Origin of the sequence: Myxococcus faecalis, assembly GCF_050039385.1 — a bacterium.
GTDB lineage: Bacteria > Myxococcota > Myxococcia > Myxococcales > Myxococcaceae > Myxococcus > Myxococcus fulvus.
In genome coordinates this window covers 4303244-4318670 of the sequence record NZ_CP144336.1, presented here as the reverse complement: position 1 = coordinate 4318670, position 15427 = coordinate 4303244, and the positions used below count along the sequence as shown (strand labels likewise).

15 protein-coding genes are annotated in these 15427 nt (G+C 70.6%); 8 read left to right on the top strand and 7 right to left on the bottom strand.

What is annotated here, in order from left to right:
- Nucleotides 1-28 precede the first annotated feature (28 nt).
- Nucleotides 29-2416 (top strand): adventurous gliding motility protein AgmC, encoded by a 2388-nt coding sequence (gene agmC, locus VZQ01_RS17145; protein ID WP_426748384.1) that lies wholly within the window; start codon nt 29-31, stop codon nt 2414-2416.
- A 64-nt stretch (nt 2417-2480) separates the two neighbouring features.
- Here agmC and VZQ01_RS17140 read toward each other — a convergent pair whose 3' ends face one another.
- The 3 genes from VZQ01_RS17140 to VZQ01_RS17130 form a co-directional block, all read right to left on the bottom strand.
- On the bottom strand, nt 2481-3275 hold the full coding sequence (locus VZQ01_RS17140) for a TIGR00266 family protein (RefSeq protein ID WP_046710615.1): 795 nt from the start codon (nt 3273-3275) through the stop codon (nt 2481-2483).
- Between the two features lie 64 nt (nt 3276-3339).
- On the bottom strand, nt 3340-3873 hold the full coding sequence (locus VZQ01_RS17135; RefSeq protein ID WP_426733861.1) for a hypothetical protein: 534 nt from the start codon (nt 3871-3873) through the stop codon (nt 3340-3342).
- A gap of 36 nt (nt 3874-3909) precedes the next feature.
- Nucleotides 3910-4356 carry a cytochrome c oxidase assembly factor Coa1 family protein gene (locus VZQ01_RS17130; protein ID WP_141324679.1) on the bottom strand — a complete coding sequence of 149 codons (447 nt, stop codon included), beginning with the start codon at nt 4354-4356 and terminating at the stop codon, nt 3910-3912.
- Nucleotides 4357-4536: 180 nt separating this feature from the next.
- Here VZQ01_RS17130 and VZQ01_RS17125 point away from each other — a divergent pair, with 180 nt between their 5' ends.
- The 5 genes from VZQ01_RS17125 (at nt 4537) to VZQ01_RS17105 (ending at nt 9793) form a co-directional block, all read left to right on the top strand.
- Nucleotides 4537-5676, top strand: a complete 1140-nt coding sequence (locus VZQ01_RS17125; RefSeq protein WP_426748974.1) for a metallophosphoesterase — start codon at nt 4537-4539, stop codon at nt 5674-5676.
- A gap of 61 nt (nt 5677-5737) precedes the next feature.
- Nucleotides 5738-6550 carry an SIR2 family NAD-dependent protein deacylase gene (locus VZQ01_RS17120; protein WP_223782252.1) on the top strand — a complete coding sequence of 271 codons (813 nt, stop codon included), beginning with the start codon at nt 5738-5740 and terminating at the stop codon, nt 6548-6550.
- 161 nt (nt 6551-6711) lie between these two features.
- Nucleotides 6712-8361, top strand: coding sequence for a DUF4419 domain-containing protein (locus VZQ01_RS17115; protein WP_426748383.1), 1650 nt, complete (start codon nt 6712-6714; stop codon nt 8359-8361).
- A gap of 180 nt (nt 8362-8541) precedes the next feature.
- The gene (locus VZQ01_RS17110) at nt 8542-9006 is read left to right on the top strand and encodes a hypothetical protein (protein ID WP_223749746.1); all 465 of its coding nucleotides are present in this window, start codon (nt 8542-8544) and stop codon (nt 9004-9006) included.
- Nucleotides 9007-9016: 10 nt separating this feature from the next.
- The gene (locus VZQ01_RS17105; protein ID WP_426748381.1) at nt 9017-9793 is read left to right on the top strand and encodes an eCIS core domain-containing protein; all 777 of its coding nucleotides are present in this window, start codon (nt 9017-9019) and stop codon (nt 9791-9793) included.
- 146 nt (nt 9794-9939) lie between these two features.
- Here the strand turns inward: VZQ01_RS17105 and VZQ01_RS17100 are convergent, their stop codons facing one another.
- Together VZQ01_RS17100 and VZQ01_RS17095 are read right to left on the bottom strand one after the other, a co-directional pair.
- Nucleotides 9940-10641: an ATP-grasp domain-containing protein gene (locus VZQ01_RS17100; protein WP_426748380.1), complete on the bottom strand. Its 702-nt coding sequence runs from the start codon at nt 10639-10641 to the stop codon at nt 9940-9942.
- A gap of 54 nt (nt 10642-10695) precedes the next feature.
- Nucleotides 10696-10995 (bottom strand): YiaA/YiaB family inner membrane protein, encoded by a 300-nt coding sequence (locus VZQ01_RS17095; protein WP_074948559.1) that lies wholly within the window; start codon nt 10993-10995, stop codon nt 10696-10698.
- A gap of 106 nt (nt 10996-11101) precedes the next feature.
- Here VZQ01_RS17095 and VZQ01_RS17090 point away from each other — a divergent pair, with 106 nt between their 5' ends.
- On the top strand, nt 11102-11977 hold the full coding sequence (locus VZQ01_RS17090; protein ID WP_223782256.1) for a LysR family transcriptional regulator: 876 nt from the start codon (nt 11102-11104) through the stop codon (nt 11975-11977).
- An 84-nt stretch (nt 11978-12061) separates the two neighbouring features.
- On the opposite strand, the gene VZQ01_RS17085 is transcribed toward VZQ01_RS17090, so the two are convergent.
- Nucleotides 12062-12748, bottom strand: coding sequence for a LysM peptidoglycan-binding domain-containing protein (locus tag VZQ01_RS17085; RefSeq protein WP_426748379.1), 687 nt, complete (start codon nt 12746-12748; stop codon nt 12062-12064).
- Nucleotides 12749-13039: 291 nt separating this feature from the next.
- Here VZQ01_RS17085 and VZQ01_RS17080 point away from each other — a divergent pair, with 291 nt between their 5' ends.
- Nucleotides 13040-14131 carry a putative NPN-dependent ornithine cyclodeaminase gene (locus VZQ01_RS17080; protein ID WP_223749751.1) on the top strand — a complete coding sequence of 364 codons (1092 nt, stop codon included), beginning with the start codon at nt 13040-13042 and terminating at the stop codon, nt 14129-14131.
- Between the two features lie 48 nt (nt 14132-14179).
- On the opposite strand, the gene VZQ01_RS17075 is transcribed toward VZQ01_RS17080, so the two are convergent.
- Nucleotides 14180-15373, bottom strand: a complete 1194-nt coding sequence (locus tag VZQ01_RS17075; protein WP_426748378.1) for a Dickkopf N-terminal cysteine-rich domain-containing protein — start codon at nt 15371-15373, stop codon at nt 14180-14182.
- Nucleotides 15374-15427 lie beyond the last annotated feature (54 nt).

The following is a 15427-nucleotide window of genomic DNA, read 5'->3' as shown; positions in this document are numbered from 1 at the left end:
CCCGGGTTCTGAGGCAGCATGGGGGGACATGCGTCTCGTGTCCTGCCTCCCGCTGCTGTTGTTGTGGTCCTCGGCCGCCCTGGCCGAGCCTGACTCGTTCGGTCTGGGCGACGCGCTCAACGGCGCGCTCAGCGTCACCACCGCCAACACCGTCATCAACACCGCGATGCCCCTGGCGCTCGGCTCGGCGCGCGGGGACAGGTCGCTCGCGGTGACCTCCTCCGCGGCGCCTCCAGTGGGCGGCCTGGTGATGGTGCACCAGACGATGGGCTTCCCGGCGAGCACCCCCTCGGGCGGCACCGGCCAGACGAGTCCCGGTGGCGTGGGTCGCTGGGAGTTCGCGCGCGTGTCCTGGGTGACGATTGGCAGTCCTACCGTGCTCGAACTCTCCGCGCCGCTCGTGAATCCCTACACCGCGCCCGGCGCGCAGGTCGTCACGGTGCCCGAGTACTCCCGCGTCACCGTGTCCTCCTCGGGCTCGCTCGTCGCGCGGCCCTGGGATGGGAGCTCCGGGGGCATCGTGGCCTTCCTCTCCACGGGCGCGGTGAGCCTCGAGGGCAACATCTCCGCCGACGGCGCGGGCTTCCGTGGAGGCGCCGCCATCAACAACATCTCGAGGTCCGGCTGCGCGGGAAACGACCTCGCTCCGTCCCAGGGCGGCACCTTCAAGGGCGAGGGCGTGGTGGTGCAGCGCTACGGCACGGCCTCCGGACGCGGCAACCTGGTGAACGCGGGCGGCGGCGGTATCTGCCACAACTCGGGTGGCGGCGGTGGCGGACACCGGGGCTTCGGTGGAACGGGCGGACGCTCCTCCTCCACGCTCGACAACTCGCGTGACGTGGGTGGCCTGGGCGGCACGTTGATGGAGTACTCCATCGTCGACGCCTTCCTCTTCGGCGGCGGTGGCGGCGCGGGCGAGGGCGACAACAACGTGGCGACTGGAGGTGGCGCGGGCGGCGGCGCGGTGTTCTTCCGGAGTGCCTCCCTGTCTGGCGGCGGGAGCATCACCGCCAACGGTCAGGCCGCGCTCTCGGTGACAGGCGAGGACGGTGCGGGTGGCGGCGGTGCGGGTGGCTCGGTCATCGTGAGGACCTCGGGCACGCTGGCGTGCAAGGTCGCGGTGCTCGGCGGGCGCGGGGGCGATGTGCGCGGCACGACCTCCCAGTTCGGACCGGGCGGTGGCGGCGCGGGCGGCTCCTTGCTGCTCCATGGCTCGTCGGTCTCGTGTGACATGGGGAGCTCGGGAGGCGCCGCGGGGGTGACGTCCACGGTGGGGGCGCATGGCCCCACGCACGGGGCGGGCGTCGGTGGCGGAGGTGACGCGAAGCTGTACTCGTATGCGTACGCCACGCCGACCAGGCCGGTCATCACCGCGCCCACCCAGAATCAGACCAACGTCTCCGAGCGTCCCCGCATCACGGGCCTCGCGGACCCGGGCATGCGCATCGTCATCTACGTGGATGGCGTGGAGGTGGCCCAGGTGACCTCGGGCGCCAGTGGTGACTTCTCCGCCGCGGTGGGCGATGGGCATCCGCCCCTGTCCTCGGGAGGCCACTCCGTCACGGCCATCGCCGACTCGCTGGGCGCGTACAGCAAGCCCGCGGACCTGGTGGCCTTCAATGTCTCGGGGTTGGATGCGGGCGCCATTCCCCAGCCCATCATCGTCGTGCCCGAGGAGGGCGAAGTGGTGGGGCCCACCCCTTACATCGCGGGCGTTGCGCTCAATGCGAGCACGGTGGGCCTGTACGTGGATGACCGCGCGGAGGTCATCGTCTCCGCGGATGCGTTCGGTCGCTTCCGCTACCAGATTCCCGACGACGCGCCGCTCGGGCCCGGCCCCCACCGCGTCAACGCGCACGGGCATGCCGCGAACAACCAGGACTATGGACCGGACTCGCCCAACACCGTCTTCGAGGTGGTGGAGGATGTCGACGGTGGAACGACGCCGCCTGATTCGGGAACGCCGGACGCGGGTTCTCCGGACGCTGGTACGCCGGGTACAGGGGACGGAGGCTCCGTGTTCTCGGGTGACACGCCCGTGCTCGTGGTGCCCGCGGAAGGCGAGGTCGTCGACCCGACGCCCTTGTTCGCGGGTGTGGCTCGGCCCGGTGCCTCCGTGTCGCTCGACGTGGACGGGACTCGCGTGGCCACCGTCACCGCTGACTCGACGGGCGCGTTCCGTCACTCGGTGCCCAGCGACAGCGCATTGGCTTCGGGTGAGCATGCCGTGTCCGCGTACATGCTCAACGGCGAGTCCGGGACGCCGGGGCCCCGGTCCGCCGACACGGCGTTCCAGGTGCGCGGGCCCATGGCGCTGGACGTGGGCTGCGGCGGCTGCGGCGCATCGCCCGTGGGCGCGGGGGCGTGGGTGCTGCTCGTGGGCGGGTTGGCGCTCCTGCGTCGTCGGCGCAGCTAGCACTCGAAGGGGGCGTAGGGCGGAGGCTTCACGAACCTCCGCCGCCGCTGGAGACTTCCGTCCCTCAGTCGTCGCCGAGCAGCGAGCCCAGGCCGACGTTGCCGAGCACGCTGCCCTCGTCCCGCGCGCCACCCGGGCGCGCGGCGGAGAGGATGCGGCCCGCGAGCCGGCTGAAGGGCAGCGACTGGAGCCACACCTTGCCCGGGCCCCGCAGCGTGGCGAAGAACAGGCCCTCGCCGCCGAAGAAGGCCGTCTTGATGCCGCTCACCATCTGGATGTCGTAGTCCACCGTCGGCTGGAACGCGACGATACAGCCGGTGTCCACGCGCAGCACCTCGCCCGGGCCCAGCGTGCGCTCGCGCAGCGTGCCACCCGCGTGGATGAACGCGAGCCCGTCACCCTGCAGCCGCTGCATGATGAAGCCCTCGCCGCCGAACAGGCCCGTGCCCAGCTTCTTCTGGAACGCGATGCCCAGCGACACGCCCTTCGCCGCCGCGAGGAAGCTGTCCTTCTGCGCAATCAGTTCGCCGCCGAGCTCACCCAGGTTCACCGGGATGATCTTCCCGGGGTAGGGCGCCGCGAAGGCCACCTTGCGCTTGCCGCCGCCCCGGTTGAGGAAGACGGTGGTGAAGAGCGACTCGCCCGTCAGCAGCCGCTTGCCCGCGCCGAGCAGCGAGCCCAGAAAGCCGCTCTTCTTCTCCGAGCCGTCACCGAAGATGGTCTCCATCTCGATGCCGTCCTCCATGTACATGAGGGTGCCGGCCTCGGCCACCGCCGCTTCCTGCGGGTCCAGCTCCACCTCGACGAACTGCAGGTCATCGCCGTAGATGTGGAAGTCGACCTCGTGCATCTGCGCCATGGGATTGCTCCGCCGAAAAGGGTCGGCGCACCATAGCCGCCCCCTCGCGAGGCTCAACCCATGTCTACTGCGCGAGCACGATGGAGAGCGCGGTGACCAGCCCGGCGTCGTCCTCGGCCAGCGCGGGAGGAATGGACAGCGTCACGGCGTTGTCCAACCTGCCGCCGCAGGTGCGCCAGCCGGTGTAGAGGTCCTTGCTCTTGCTCTTGGTGACCAGCTCGTAGCTGCATCGGCCGATGTTCCCGGCGATCTGGTCGGGGCTCACCCGGAAGTTGGAGAGCTGGCCGCCGAACGTCCCCACGGCCTCGAGCATGTCCCCGTCCTCCGTCACCTTCAGGTCCACCGGCCCCTGGCCATAGATGCCCTTCACGGTGTCGTCCTCCACCTGGAGGTTCACCGGTCGACCGAAGGCCCGGCCGCGCACGACGTCATCGCCGAAGTACAGCTGGAGCTGAGGGCCCGAGAGGTTGTCCTCCGTGACGCGGAGACTCACGGCGCGCTCCCGCGTCCGCAGGTCGAGGTACTGGTCCGGGGAGTTCGCCGCCAGCACGGGAGCGCTGGCGAGCAGGCCGAGGGCGAGGAAGCGCGAGGGTTTCATGTCCTTGAACCTACGCAGCCCGTGGCGTGGGTGTGCTCAGTCCGCTGGCAGGGCGGGCGTGCTGCCTCCGGCGGGAAGCTCCACGGAATCTTCTCCCTCCGGACGCAGCACCAGCCTGCGCAGCGTCCATGTCTCCGAGGTGTAGACCACCTGGGCCTCCAGCACGCCGCGCCCCTTGGGGCCCTGCACGGTGAGGTCGAAGTCCACCTGTCCTCCCCGGCGGTCGGTGGCGTCATGGGAGCGCAGCGTGATGAAGCTGCTCGTCAGGGGCGCGCCCAGCCGCTCGGTGGCGAGCGGGCTGGCCTCCGCGGTGCGCAGCGCGAGCCGGTGCACGTCGTCCCGGCGCAGCGCCTGTTCGATGTCCTGGAAGAGCGAGCGCGACACCCAGGCCACCCCCGCGGCGAAGCAGCCGAGCCCACCGAGGACGAGCGCGGCCGCCACCATCCAGCTCTGCCAGGGGCTGTCCACGCGGCGCGAAGGCATTCGGGTCTCCGGGAGCCCCACACTAACGGGCGGGCGCGCGGGTTGCCGGGCAGGCGACACGGGCGGCCATTATGCTCCGCCTTCGCAGCGGAGGTGCTGGACGTGGCGGAGCAGTCTCGAGCGGTGGAGCAGGAGTCACGACAGCGCCGCGCGGGCCCTGGACGGGTGCTGCGCTGGCTGATGTCCCTGGGCGGCATCCTCGCGCTGATGGGCGGGCTGCACGCGTACCTGGCGGTGCGGCTGTTCGTGAGCCCGGCGTGGCCCTCGCCCTGGGGTGTGCTGGGCGGGGTGCTGATGGTGCTGCTCTTCGTGTCGATTCCGGCCGGCCTGTTCGCGGGGCGGGGTGAGCCCTCTGCGGCCCAGCGCGTGTTGCAGTGGACGTCGTTCCTGTGGCTGGGGAGCTTCGGCATCCTGCTCAGCGCCGTGGTGGTGGCGGACCTCGTGGGCGCGGTGCTGGGGTGGACGGGCGTGGTGCCGGACGCGCTGGTGCTCGCGCGCGGCAAGGCGCTGGTGGTGGGCGCGGTGACGGTGCCCGCGGTGCTCTATGCGTTCGTGACGGCGCGGGGCCGCGCGACGGTGGAGCGGGTGACGGTGCCGATGACGGGGCTCGGGCCGGGGCTCGATGGCCTGCGGGTGGTTCAGATTTCAGATGTCCACGTAGGGCCCACGCTGGATGGCAAATGGCTGCGGCGCGTGGTGGAGCAGGTGAACGCGCTGAAGCCAGACATCATCGCGGTGACGGGGGACCTGGTCGATGGACACGTGGAGGCGCTGCGCGAGGAGGTGAGCCCCCTGGCGGAGCTGCGCGCGTCGCTCGGCGTGTTCTACGTGACGGGCAATCACGAGTACTACCACGGAGGTCCCGCCTGGGAGGCGGAGGTGGCGCGGCTGGGGCTCACCGTGCTGCGCAACTCGCACCGCGTGGTGGATCGCGACGGCGCTCGGCTGGTCGTCGCGGGCGTGACGGACCACGACGCGGGACACATCATCCCGGCTCATGCGAGCCGTCCCTCCGTGGCGCTCGCGAATGCTCCCGAGGGCGTGCCGGTGGTGCTGCTGGCGCATCAGCCCCGCTCGGCGCTGCACGTGGCGCGCGACGGCGTGCGCGTGGACCTGCAGCTGTCCGGACACACGCATGGCGGGCAGGTGTTCCCGTTCATGTTCTTCATCAAGCTGCAGCAGCCCGTGGTGCGGGGGCTCGCGACCATCGCCGGCGTGCGCGTGTACACGCATCGGGGCACGGGGTACTGGGGCCCGCCCTTGCGCCTGGGGCCGTCGCCCGAAATCGCCGAGCTGACGCTGGTGCCGGCCACGGCGTGAACGGGGCCGGGCGTGTCATGCTCGGCGACGTGCCATCGTCGAGCCGTGGGGAGGTGTTCACATGACGTCTTCGGGATTCGAGGCGCTCCTCGAGGCCGTGCGCGGACCGGCCTCGGTGAATGTCCTGGTCCTCACCGGCGCGGGCATCAGCCTGGCCAGTGGCATTCCGACGTTCCGGGGCACGGACCCGGGCGCGGTCTGGTCCAACGAGGTGATGGAGAAGGGGACGCACGCGTTCTTCCAGCGCGCGCCGCACGAGTCCTGGAAGATGTACCTCCAGCGCTTCGAGCTGGCGCGGGCCGCGAAGCCGAACGCGGCGCACCGGGCGCTCGTGGCGTGGGAGGCGTGGCAGGAGGCGCAGGGGCGCGGCTTCGCCGTCGTCACCCAGAACGTGGACTCGCTGCACGAGGACGCCGGGAGCCGGCAGCTCGTGAAGGTGCACGGGAGCCTGCGATTGGCGCGCTGCTCCGCCCAGGGCTGTGAGCTGGGGGCGCCTCGCGGCACGGTGCCGATGGCGTCGGTGGACTTCTCGGCGTTCCACGCGAACCCGAGCCCGGAGACGGTGCCGCGCTGCCCTCGCTGCGACAGCCGCCTGCGGCCGCACGTGCTCTGGTTCGATGAGAACTACACGGAGCACGACACCTACGAAATCGAGCGGACGCTCATCCTGGCGCGACAGAGCCGCGTGATTGTCTTCGTCGGGACGTCCTTCTCCGTGGGCGTGACGGAGCTCGTCTACCGGCGGGGCCGGAAGCTGGACGCGAGGATGTTCAGCATCGACCCCTCGAACGTGTCGCTGGACCGGGGTATCGAGCCGGTGACGGCCCGCGCCGAGGAGGCCCTGCCCGAGCTGGTTCGCGCGCTCCAGTCCTGAGTCATCCCAGCACCTCCGGGCACCCTTGCGGCCCGGAGGTGCTGCTGTATGTCGAACCGAGGCACGCGGACGCACCTGTCAGGTCGATGAGAAAGCCCTCGTCGGGTGGCGTCCGCCGTCGGGCGGCTTGAGTTCACACGACATGACGAGGGAGCGTAACCGTGACGACCTTCGCAGTGGACGCTGTCGAGGAAGCAAGGACTCCGCTGGACACCGTTCCGCTCGGGACGCTGGTGGGAAAGACGCACTGGATGGCGCCTGGCGCGGACACCCCGGTGGTGGACCCCCAGGGCATCCACCCGCTGCTCGCCGCGGTGCATCAGGCCTTCGCCGAGCACCGGCCCCTGGTGCTCTCCCCGGACGTGGTGTGGCTCACGCTGGCGCAGGGCGTGGCCCAGCACATCCGGTTGAATGCCGAGCGGCTCCGGGAGCGACTCGTCCGTCACGAGGGGCGCCGGAATCTCAAGGTCCAGGTGGGCGCGGTGCCTCGGACGGACGAGGACTTCCTCGCCATCCTGGAGGACTTCCGGGGACAGCTCCGCGAGGCGATGGGACCGGGCCTCCCCCGCCTGATGTCGTGTGACTTCTCCACCAGCACCGACATCGAGCGCATGGCTGGCGACGTCGTCCTGATGGATGCGATGTCGCCTTACTTCGACTTCACGTTGGCCATCCGGTGCGGCATCCCTCGGGTCACCCTGCTGGGCACGCCCGAGGACTGGCGGGCCATTCGTCGCCGCATCGACGTCATCGCCGAGCTGGACCTGGCCTGGTGGACGTCCTCGCTCATCCCCATCGCGGACGAGCTGGTGCGCGCCTCGGAGGGGCAGCCGGACCGTCAGCTCTGGACGGAGCTCTACAAGCCCGCGGCCGCGTATGGCTGGGACCGCATGGCGGGCTGGGTGATGCGGCTGTTCCCCTACATCGGCCAGTCCGGGAGCTTCGACCAGCGAAACCCGCTGCTCGCGCAGTCCCACGCGGAGTTCCTGAAGTCGCGGGACGCGGCCTTGGACGACTTCGATGTGCCGGGCGTCGCGCTGCACTGGGTGCCCGCGGGCCTGTCGTGTGTGCCGTTGCGCGTCCAGGACGAGCCGATGACCTGGCGGGAGACGTGGTCCCTGGAGGCGGGCGTGCTCGCGGTGACGGTGGAGGCCGACGGGGCCCTCATGCCTCGCGCGGGCGTCATGGTCCGCTCGGGGGGCGCCTCGGTGGACCTGCTCATCGAGCGGCTCGTCGCGGAGCACTCCGTCGTCCGGGCCACCCAGCCGAGCACGTACCGGGGCCTCGCGGAGCTCAACGCGCTCTATGACCACCTGGCCAGCGCCACGCTCTTCCCGGGGACACGGCCCTGGCGCGTGCGGCCCACCGCCGAGCATGTCGAGGTCCACATCCCCCTCGAGGGCGACGACTTCACGCCGGTGCGCTGCGTGGCGGACCTGCCGGACGGGACGGTGCTCGCGCTGCGCTCCTGCAGTGGCCGGCGCCCCTCCTGCTTCGTCCGGCTGCGCGCGGATGCGCTCAAGCCGATGGTGCTGGCACCCGGCGTGACGGCCGCGGAGACGGTGATGTTGGACTGCGAGACGCTGCGCACCCCCCTGCGCTCCCGCCAGCGGGCCACCGACATCCCCGTCGTGGGGACCTCGCTGACAGCGCTGCTCCTCCAGGCGCTGGACCAGGGCGGCGCCACCGAGCTGCCCGCCTCGGGCTCGCTCGCTGATCAGCTGGAGGCCTGGGAGAACCCCGGGCCCGACGGCGACCGTCGTCTCCCTGACACTGTGTTGCGAGGGGTTGGGTTGAAAGAGACCCACTGAACGGATGGCATATCCCACGGGCCTGTGACGGGGCTCGTGGGATGTGGCATGGCTGCCTGGAGCAAGAGCGGACTAATCGGATAATTGAAGTAGAATTTGATATTTCCGCTATTGCTGGCTACAGTCCGATGCGTGCCCCCCTCCACGATTGCCCAGCCCCGGCTGCTCGAGTCCGTTTCCGTGCCTCGCTTGAGGGAGGTGGGCGTCCTGGGCGTGTCTGGGGCGCGACGTTCCCTGAAGGGCTCGGGTGGGCCGACGGTGATGGTGGTCTCCGAGTCGCCGTTCTCGCGGCTGCTGATGGGGCGGGAGCTGGCGCCGTCCTTCGGGTTGATCCACGCGCAGGGCGTGGCGTCGGCGGGGCGCAGGTTGGAGATGGGGACGGTGCCGGCGGCGGTGGTGGTGGACCTGGACTCGGAGCCTCGCGCCGTATCGCACGCGTTCCTGGCGCGGCTGGTGGAGAAGGACTTCCAGGGGCCGCGGGTGCTGGTGTCGTCGCGCTTCTGTCCGGAGCTGGCGGAGGCGTTCAGCGGCTCGTGCCTGACGCACTTCGCGCTCGCGCGGCCGTGGCGTCCGGGGATGCTGCGCTCGCTGGTGGAGTCGGTGCTGGGACAGCGCGCACCGCTTCGCGCCGCCGCGGGGCGCTGAGGGTTTCGTCGTGAGTCGGGTGTCTGGGGTTCCCGCCCGTCTGGCGGACGCGGGGTGGGGTCTGCTCACCGGTGCGTTGAGCGCCGTGCGCGGCCTGGTGCTGGGGCTGGTGGTGGTGCTCTCGGGCGTGGTGCGAGGGCTCGTCGCGCTCGTCCTGGGGCGTCGCCGCGAGGGGTGGTTCCAGCTGCGGCGGGGACTGGTGCGCGTGGTGCAGCTGCCGGTGGACGTGGTGCTGATGCTGGCCGGGCGGCTGGTCAGCGCGGTGCAGGTGCTGCTGGGCCTGGAGCCGGTGGGGCGTCGGCTCACAGGCTTCGAGGTGTCGCTGCTGCGGCCCGTGTTCGGCACGAGCCTGGACTACGCGGCGGTGCGGGTGAAGGAGGGACCGGTGGGCGTGCTGGGCATTCCCGGGCGGGCCTTCGTGCATGGGGACACCGTGTTCATCCCGCCCAGGAGCGGGCCCACGGACGCGGCGCTGCTGGCGCACGAGCTGACGCATGTGTGGCAACACCAGCACGGTGGCACGGCGTACTTGAGCGCCGCGCTCGCCGCGCAGTTCTGGGGAGACGGGTACGACTGGCGCAAGGGCGTGCAAGCGGGACTGCGCTGGGAGGAGCTCAATCCCGAGCAGCAGGCGCAGCTCATCGAGGATGCCACCGTGTCGGGCCTGGTCCACCCGGGCCAGGCGGCGCTGTCCCAGCGGGTTCGATTGAAGGGATGGACCGAGGCCGCGCTGCCGGTGCTCGATGAGGCCCTCGCGAGCCTGCGGGCAGGGCGGGGCGCGCCGTAGAAGCGCTGGCTCGCGGACAGGGTGAGGGGGCGTCACGCGAACTCGCGGGACGTTGGCGCGGTGGCGGCGCCTCCGTCGCCAGGCCCGCGACGCGGTGAAGATGCTCGGAGCCAGCCCACGACGAGGCCCTTGTGGGCGGTCGTCGCTCAGGCCTGGGTGGCGCAGGCGATGCACCGCGCGGCCTCGCTCGCCACGCAGCCGTTGAGCCCGGCGCCCCAGGCGGCGTTGGCCTCGAGGAGGACCCAGCCTCGTCCCTCGACGAGGGCCGCGTCGAGGACACAGGTTCTCGGGAGCCTCTCCCACGCCGCCACGGTGGCGAGGAATGCCCGTGCGTCCTCGACGCTGCCTTCACCTTCGTACAGTGCGCACGTGAGCACGCGGCCGTCGAGCATCCACGCACGGGCCTCGGCTCGCACGACGACGACCTCGGATGACAGCACCGGCGTCTCGGGTGGCAACCCCCGACACTCTTCCATCAAGGGTCCTGGCCCGGGCCACACGGCCGCGCGGAACACCTTGGGGACCATCGGCTTGATGAAGCGAGGGAAGGGGCCCGTGACGACACGCTCCAGCGTGGAGCCGTGCACCTCGCGCTTCACCCAGACCGCCTCCGCCTGGAGCAACAGGTCATCGGGCGGAGAGACGAGGGTGAGTCCCAGCTTCTGGGCGACCACGAGGCAGAACGTGTCGTTGCCATACAGACGGGTCCGCGCGGGCTCGACGTCGGGCGGGCTCCAGAAGCGGTCGAGTCGCAGCACCGTGCCGCCCCCATCTTCCCAGGCGCGCGCCACGGCGTCGCGCTCCGGGTCGACCTTGGCTGGAATCAACAACTGGAGTCCCTGGAACATCATCGCTCGACGTTAACGCATCCCGCGCGGACCCAAAGGTGACGCGGAAGCCGGCTACAGCTTCGGAGGCGCGATGGGGTCGTGCTCGGAGAGCATCTTCGCCACGCGCGCCTCGTCCAGACGGGCGCCGAGCTGCTCCATCTCGTGCTGGTCGCGCACCGTCTTCGACAAGCTGAACGCGGAGCCCACGCTGAACAGCAGCCCCATGGCCATGAAGGACTTCACCCACGTGTCCACCGGCAGGTGCCAGATGCCGATGGCGGTGACTCCCACGGAGAGGGCGAAGGACAGCCAGGTCTGGATGACCCAGGCGGAGCTGTGCGCGACGACGACCTTGGGCGTGGAACGGGACATGGTTTCTCCTCGGGAGCGAGCCTTGGCTCGCTGATGGGGAAAACATGCCGCGTCCCATCGCAAAGCGCATGGAACTAATCGATGCGTGATTGATAACCTGGAGTGTATGATTCAGCTCCAGCGCCTCGAGGGCTTCTACCGCGTGGCCCGCGCCGAAGGCTACGCGCGAGCCGTCCGCTCATTCCCGTACCCCATCACCCAGCCCGGCATCCACCAGCAGGTCAAGCGACTGGAGTCCGAGGTGGGCGTGGCGCTCTTCGAGCGCGTGGGCAAGGACCGCGTGGTGCTCACCCCCGAGGGCCGCGCGCTGTACTCACACGTCGCGCCGTTCCTGGAGGGGCTCGACGCCGTGGTGCAGTCGCTGCGCAAGGGCGAGGTGGGCGGCACATTGCGCATCCACGCCTCCGGCCACGTCCTGCGCCACCTGCTGCCCGCGTGGCTGCGGCGACTGCAGGCCCGCCGCCCGGACATCGAGGTCGTCCTGCACGAGTCCAAGGTGCCCGCCGTGGACATCCTCTCCGCGGGTGACACGGACCTGGTGGTGGACCACCTCCCGGAGGTACCCGAGGACGTGGAGGCCCGCGTCGTGGGCCACACCGCGCCCTTCCTGGTGCTGCCCTCGAATCATCCCCAGGCGAAGAGCCGACGCGTGCGGCTGGACCTGCTCCGGGACGACGCCTTCATCGCTTACAGCACGGACAAGTACCTGCGTGAACTCCAGCTGGCGGAGCTGGCGCGCGCGGGAGTGCGGCCCCGGCGGTTGCACGCGGCGGACTCGTCAGAGACCATCCTCGGCTTCGTCTCGGCGGGGCTGGGCTATTCGCTGCTCGCCTCGCTGCTGCCGGGAGGTCCTCGCGAAGCGGGCGTGGTGGCGAGGCCGCTGCCGGGCGCACCATCGGGCGCGATTCAGGCCGCGTGGCGGCGGTCCTCCGCGCGCAGCCCGCTCATCCAGGCCGCGCTCACGCTCGCGCCGAAGCCTTGAGACGCCCCTGACGTACGACGGGGCCTCGCTTCCGCGCGTGGCGGAGGCGAAGCCCCGTGGGCACTGCGAAGGCTCGGTGTGGGCTCAGCCCTGGTACTGGTGCACCGACATGATGGGGTAGTTCATGCTGCTGATGGTGATGCGCTGCGAGCCGTCGGGGTTGACGTTGTTGGAGCCGATGAACATCGGCTTGCCGTTCTCCCAGCCGGCGAACATCACCACGTGCTGGCCGCTGCCCACCTTCATGGAGACCACGTCGCCGGGCTTGGCGTCCTGGAGCGACACGCGCTTGAAGTCCGGGTCCCGGTCCAGCTTGGCCTGAAGGCCCATCACGCTGTTGTCGTGCTGCGCGTCGGAGATCTGCCCCGCCTGCTCCAGACACGCGGAGACGAAGTTGGCGCAGTTGACGTTGTTGGGGACCCAGTCCTCCATGTCCGCGCCAACTCCGCTGCCCTCGAGCTTCAGCGAGCCCGCGTTCTTGTTCAGGTGCGAGCGCGCGATGTCGAACGGGCTGCCGCCGGGGCCCTTGGTGCCCTCGCCCGTCGTCATGTTGGCCGGGTAGCTCGTCGTGCCGCCCGTGAGGTTCGGGCCCGAGCGCGACGGCGCCGAGTCGAAGCCGTCCTTGGCGCCGGGGATGTTGAGCGTGTCCCCCGTGTAGATGAGGTCCACGTCCTTGATTTGCGGATTCGCCTTCTGCAGGGCGTCCACGGTGGTGCCGTAACGAAGCGCGAGCGCGGACAGGGTGTCGCCGGACTGGATGCGGTAGCTCATGAGCGAAGGGCTCCGAATGGGGGGCGGTGACGCGCGGGGAAGGTCGCGTACAACTTGCCCCTATTCTCGGAAGCCAAGAGCGCGAGTTGCGTGGACGCGTGCCTGATTCCGCTGATCTGTCGATCACCTCGATGCAGGTCGCGCACTTGCGCGAGCGCGGCTCACCGAGGGTGTGACCTCGGCCCCCTGCGTCATGCACGCTGCGAGTCGTGCTGTCACACAGCCGCCATTGAGTCGGCCGTGGCACCAAGGTCCTTGAACAGGTGGGACGCTCCGCGCATGGTGGCCGGCGTGAGCACCTCCATTCCTCATCCCGACTTCGCGGCCGAGCAGTTCACCCGCTGCCCGGACGCCCGCTTCGAACCCGCGCCCGCGGACGGCGTGCTGCCGGAGGGTTTCTTCACCACCACGAACCTGCCCACCTACGTGCGAATCGATGGCGCGTGGCGCATGCCGCGGGAGCCGCGCATGGACGGCGCGCTGGTGCTGGATGCACAGGGCGAGTTGTGGATTCGCGAGGGGCGCCGCGTGAAGGCGGGCGAGCGCGTGGTGGTGGGGCACGCGGAGGACGGCTCCGAGGGCGTGTACGTGAACATGGCCTACCTGGGCGGAGGCGGGGAGGGCGAGTTCAAGTTCATGACGAGCGAGGTGTCTCGCGAGAAGCCCATCGACTACGCGCAGATGGCGCGGGTGCTGGTGGAGGAGCGCGAGCGCGGCGGTTATCCCATCTGGGTGACGGGGCCGGCGCTGGTGCACTCGCGAGCCCGGGCGGACATGACGTGGTTCATCGCCAACGGCTTCGTGGGCGCGCTGCTCGCGGGCAACGCGGTGGCGGTGCACGACATCGAGGCGTCCATCTTCGGCACCACCCTGGGCATGAGCGGCACGGGCGAGGCCACCAGCGGAGGCCACGGCCTGCACATGCGCGCCATCAACAAGGTGCGCGCGGCGGGCTCCATCGCCAAGGCGGTGGAGGCGGGCGTCATCACCAACGGCATCATGCACGCGTGCGTGGTGCACAAGGTGCCCTTCGTCCTCACCGGCTCCATCCGGGATGACGGCCCGCTGCCGGACGTGGTGACGGACAACGTGGGCGGTCAGGACGCCATGCGCCAGCACGCGAAGAAGGCCACCATGGCGGTGCTGGTGGCCACCGCGCTGCACGCCATCGCCACCGGCAACATGCTGCCCGCGTTCGTCACGGAGAAGGACGGCTCGCTGCGCGAGCTGGCCACCATCTGCGTGGACTCGTCCGAGTTCGTGGTCAGCAAGCTCAAGGACCGGGGCACCCACCAGGCCTTCGGCGTGGTGACCAACGCCCAGGACTTCATGCACATCCTGCGGCTGTACGTGGAGCGCGAGCTGTCCGCCCGGAAGGCCTGAGTCGCACGGGGACCCGGGCCCGAGCGCCGGGTCCCCCGCGCTGGGGCCTCACTGACAGGACGAGGCCTCGGCGCCGACGCAGCGGCCGCTCACGCAGCTGTTGTCGAAGTCGCACAAGCCCAGCGTGGGGCCGCAACGCTCTCCCTCGTGGACGATGGGCAGGCAGCGCGACGTGCTGCCTTCGAGGCAGGCGTAGCCCCTGGGGCAGAAGCGGCTCACGTTGTCGCACGCGTCGTCGGGACCCGTGGCCTTCACGCAGATGCCCCAGACCCCCGCCTCGGGACGGGCGTCCTTGCACCACAGCCCCTCCTGGCACTCGGTGTCCAGACGGCACTCCTGCCGCTCGGCGCGGCGGGGACGGCACAGTCCAGGGTTGGACGGGTCCGCGTCGCAGAACAGCTCGCGCTGGCACACGCTCACCAGGAACCCGAGGCTCACGTCATGGGGGGGCGCGTTGCACAGGTGGCCCTCCTTCACGTGCGGCGCGCAGCGGTTGCCATTGCACACCAGCGAAGGTCCACAGGGGTAGTAGCCCACGTCCTCGCAGACGTCCCCCTCCGCGCCCACGGGCCGACAGGTCCGGTAGCCATTCCAGTCGCACCAGAGCCCCTGCGCGCAGGGCAGCGAGAAACTCGTGCCGTTGGGGTGCTGGCGCACGCACGAGACGTTCTCCTCCACGGGCTTCATGCAGGTCCGGGTCGAGCCCTCGAACACGAGCCCGGGCGCGCACTTCCAGGGATGGGTGACGGCCTGTCCCTCCGCTCCTCGCGGCGTGCACGTCCCCTCACAGGCGTTCTGGGAGGTGTGGCCGCAGTAGGCCTCCGAGCCGCAGTCCAGGTTCATCCCGCACCCGCTCGCGGAGCCCTGCTGGACGAACAGCTGGCAGGCCGGCTCGTACTCGATGCCGTACTGCCACGCGGCGTCGGACAGGGCGGGCTCGGAACAGCTCCTGCCCCGGAGCGCGTCCAGACAGCGCCGGGCCGCGGCCCCGTCGAAGCGCAGCCGACCGGACTCCAGGGAGTCCTCGTATCGCGTCCCCAGCCCCAGGGACTGGGGCCGGTTCCACTGGCGCATGTCGTCCTCGCACGCGCTCGCCCGGACGTACTCACCACACCGCTGGGCCCGCGCGCAGAGCGCCTGGACGACCTGGGTGCCGAAGTCCTCCATCGACACGTCCTCGTCGCCGCCGCACGCCCACAGCCCCAACAGCATCACCCCGAGTACCGCTCGCCAGTCGCGCATCGCTCGCCTGCCCATCCGTGATGGGGCCCGGCCCAGGAGGCCCCGCCTTCGACA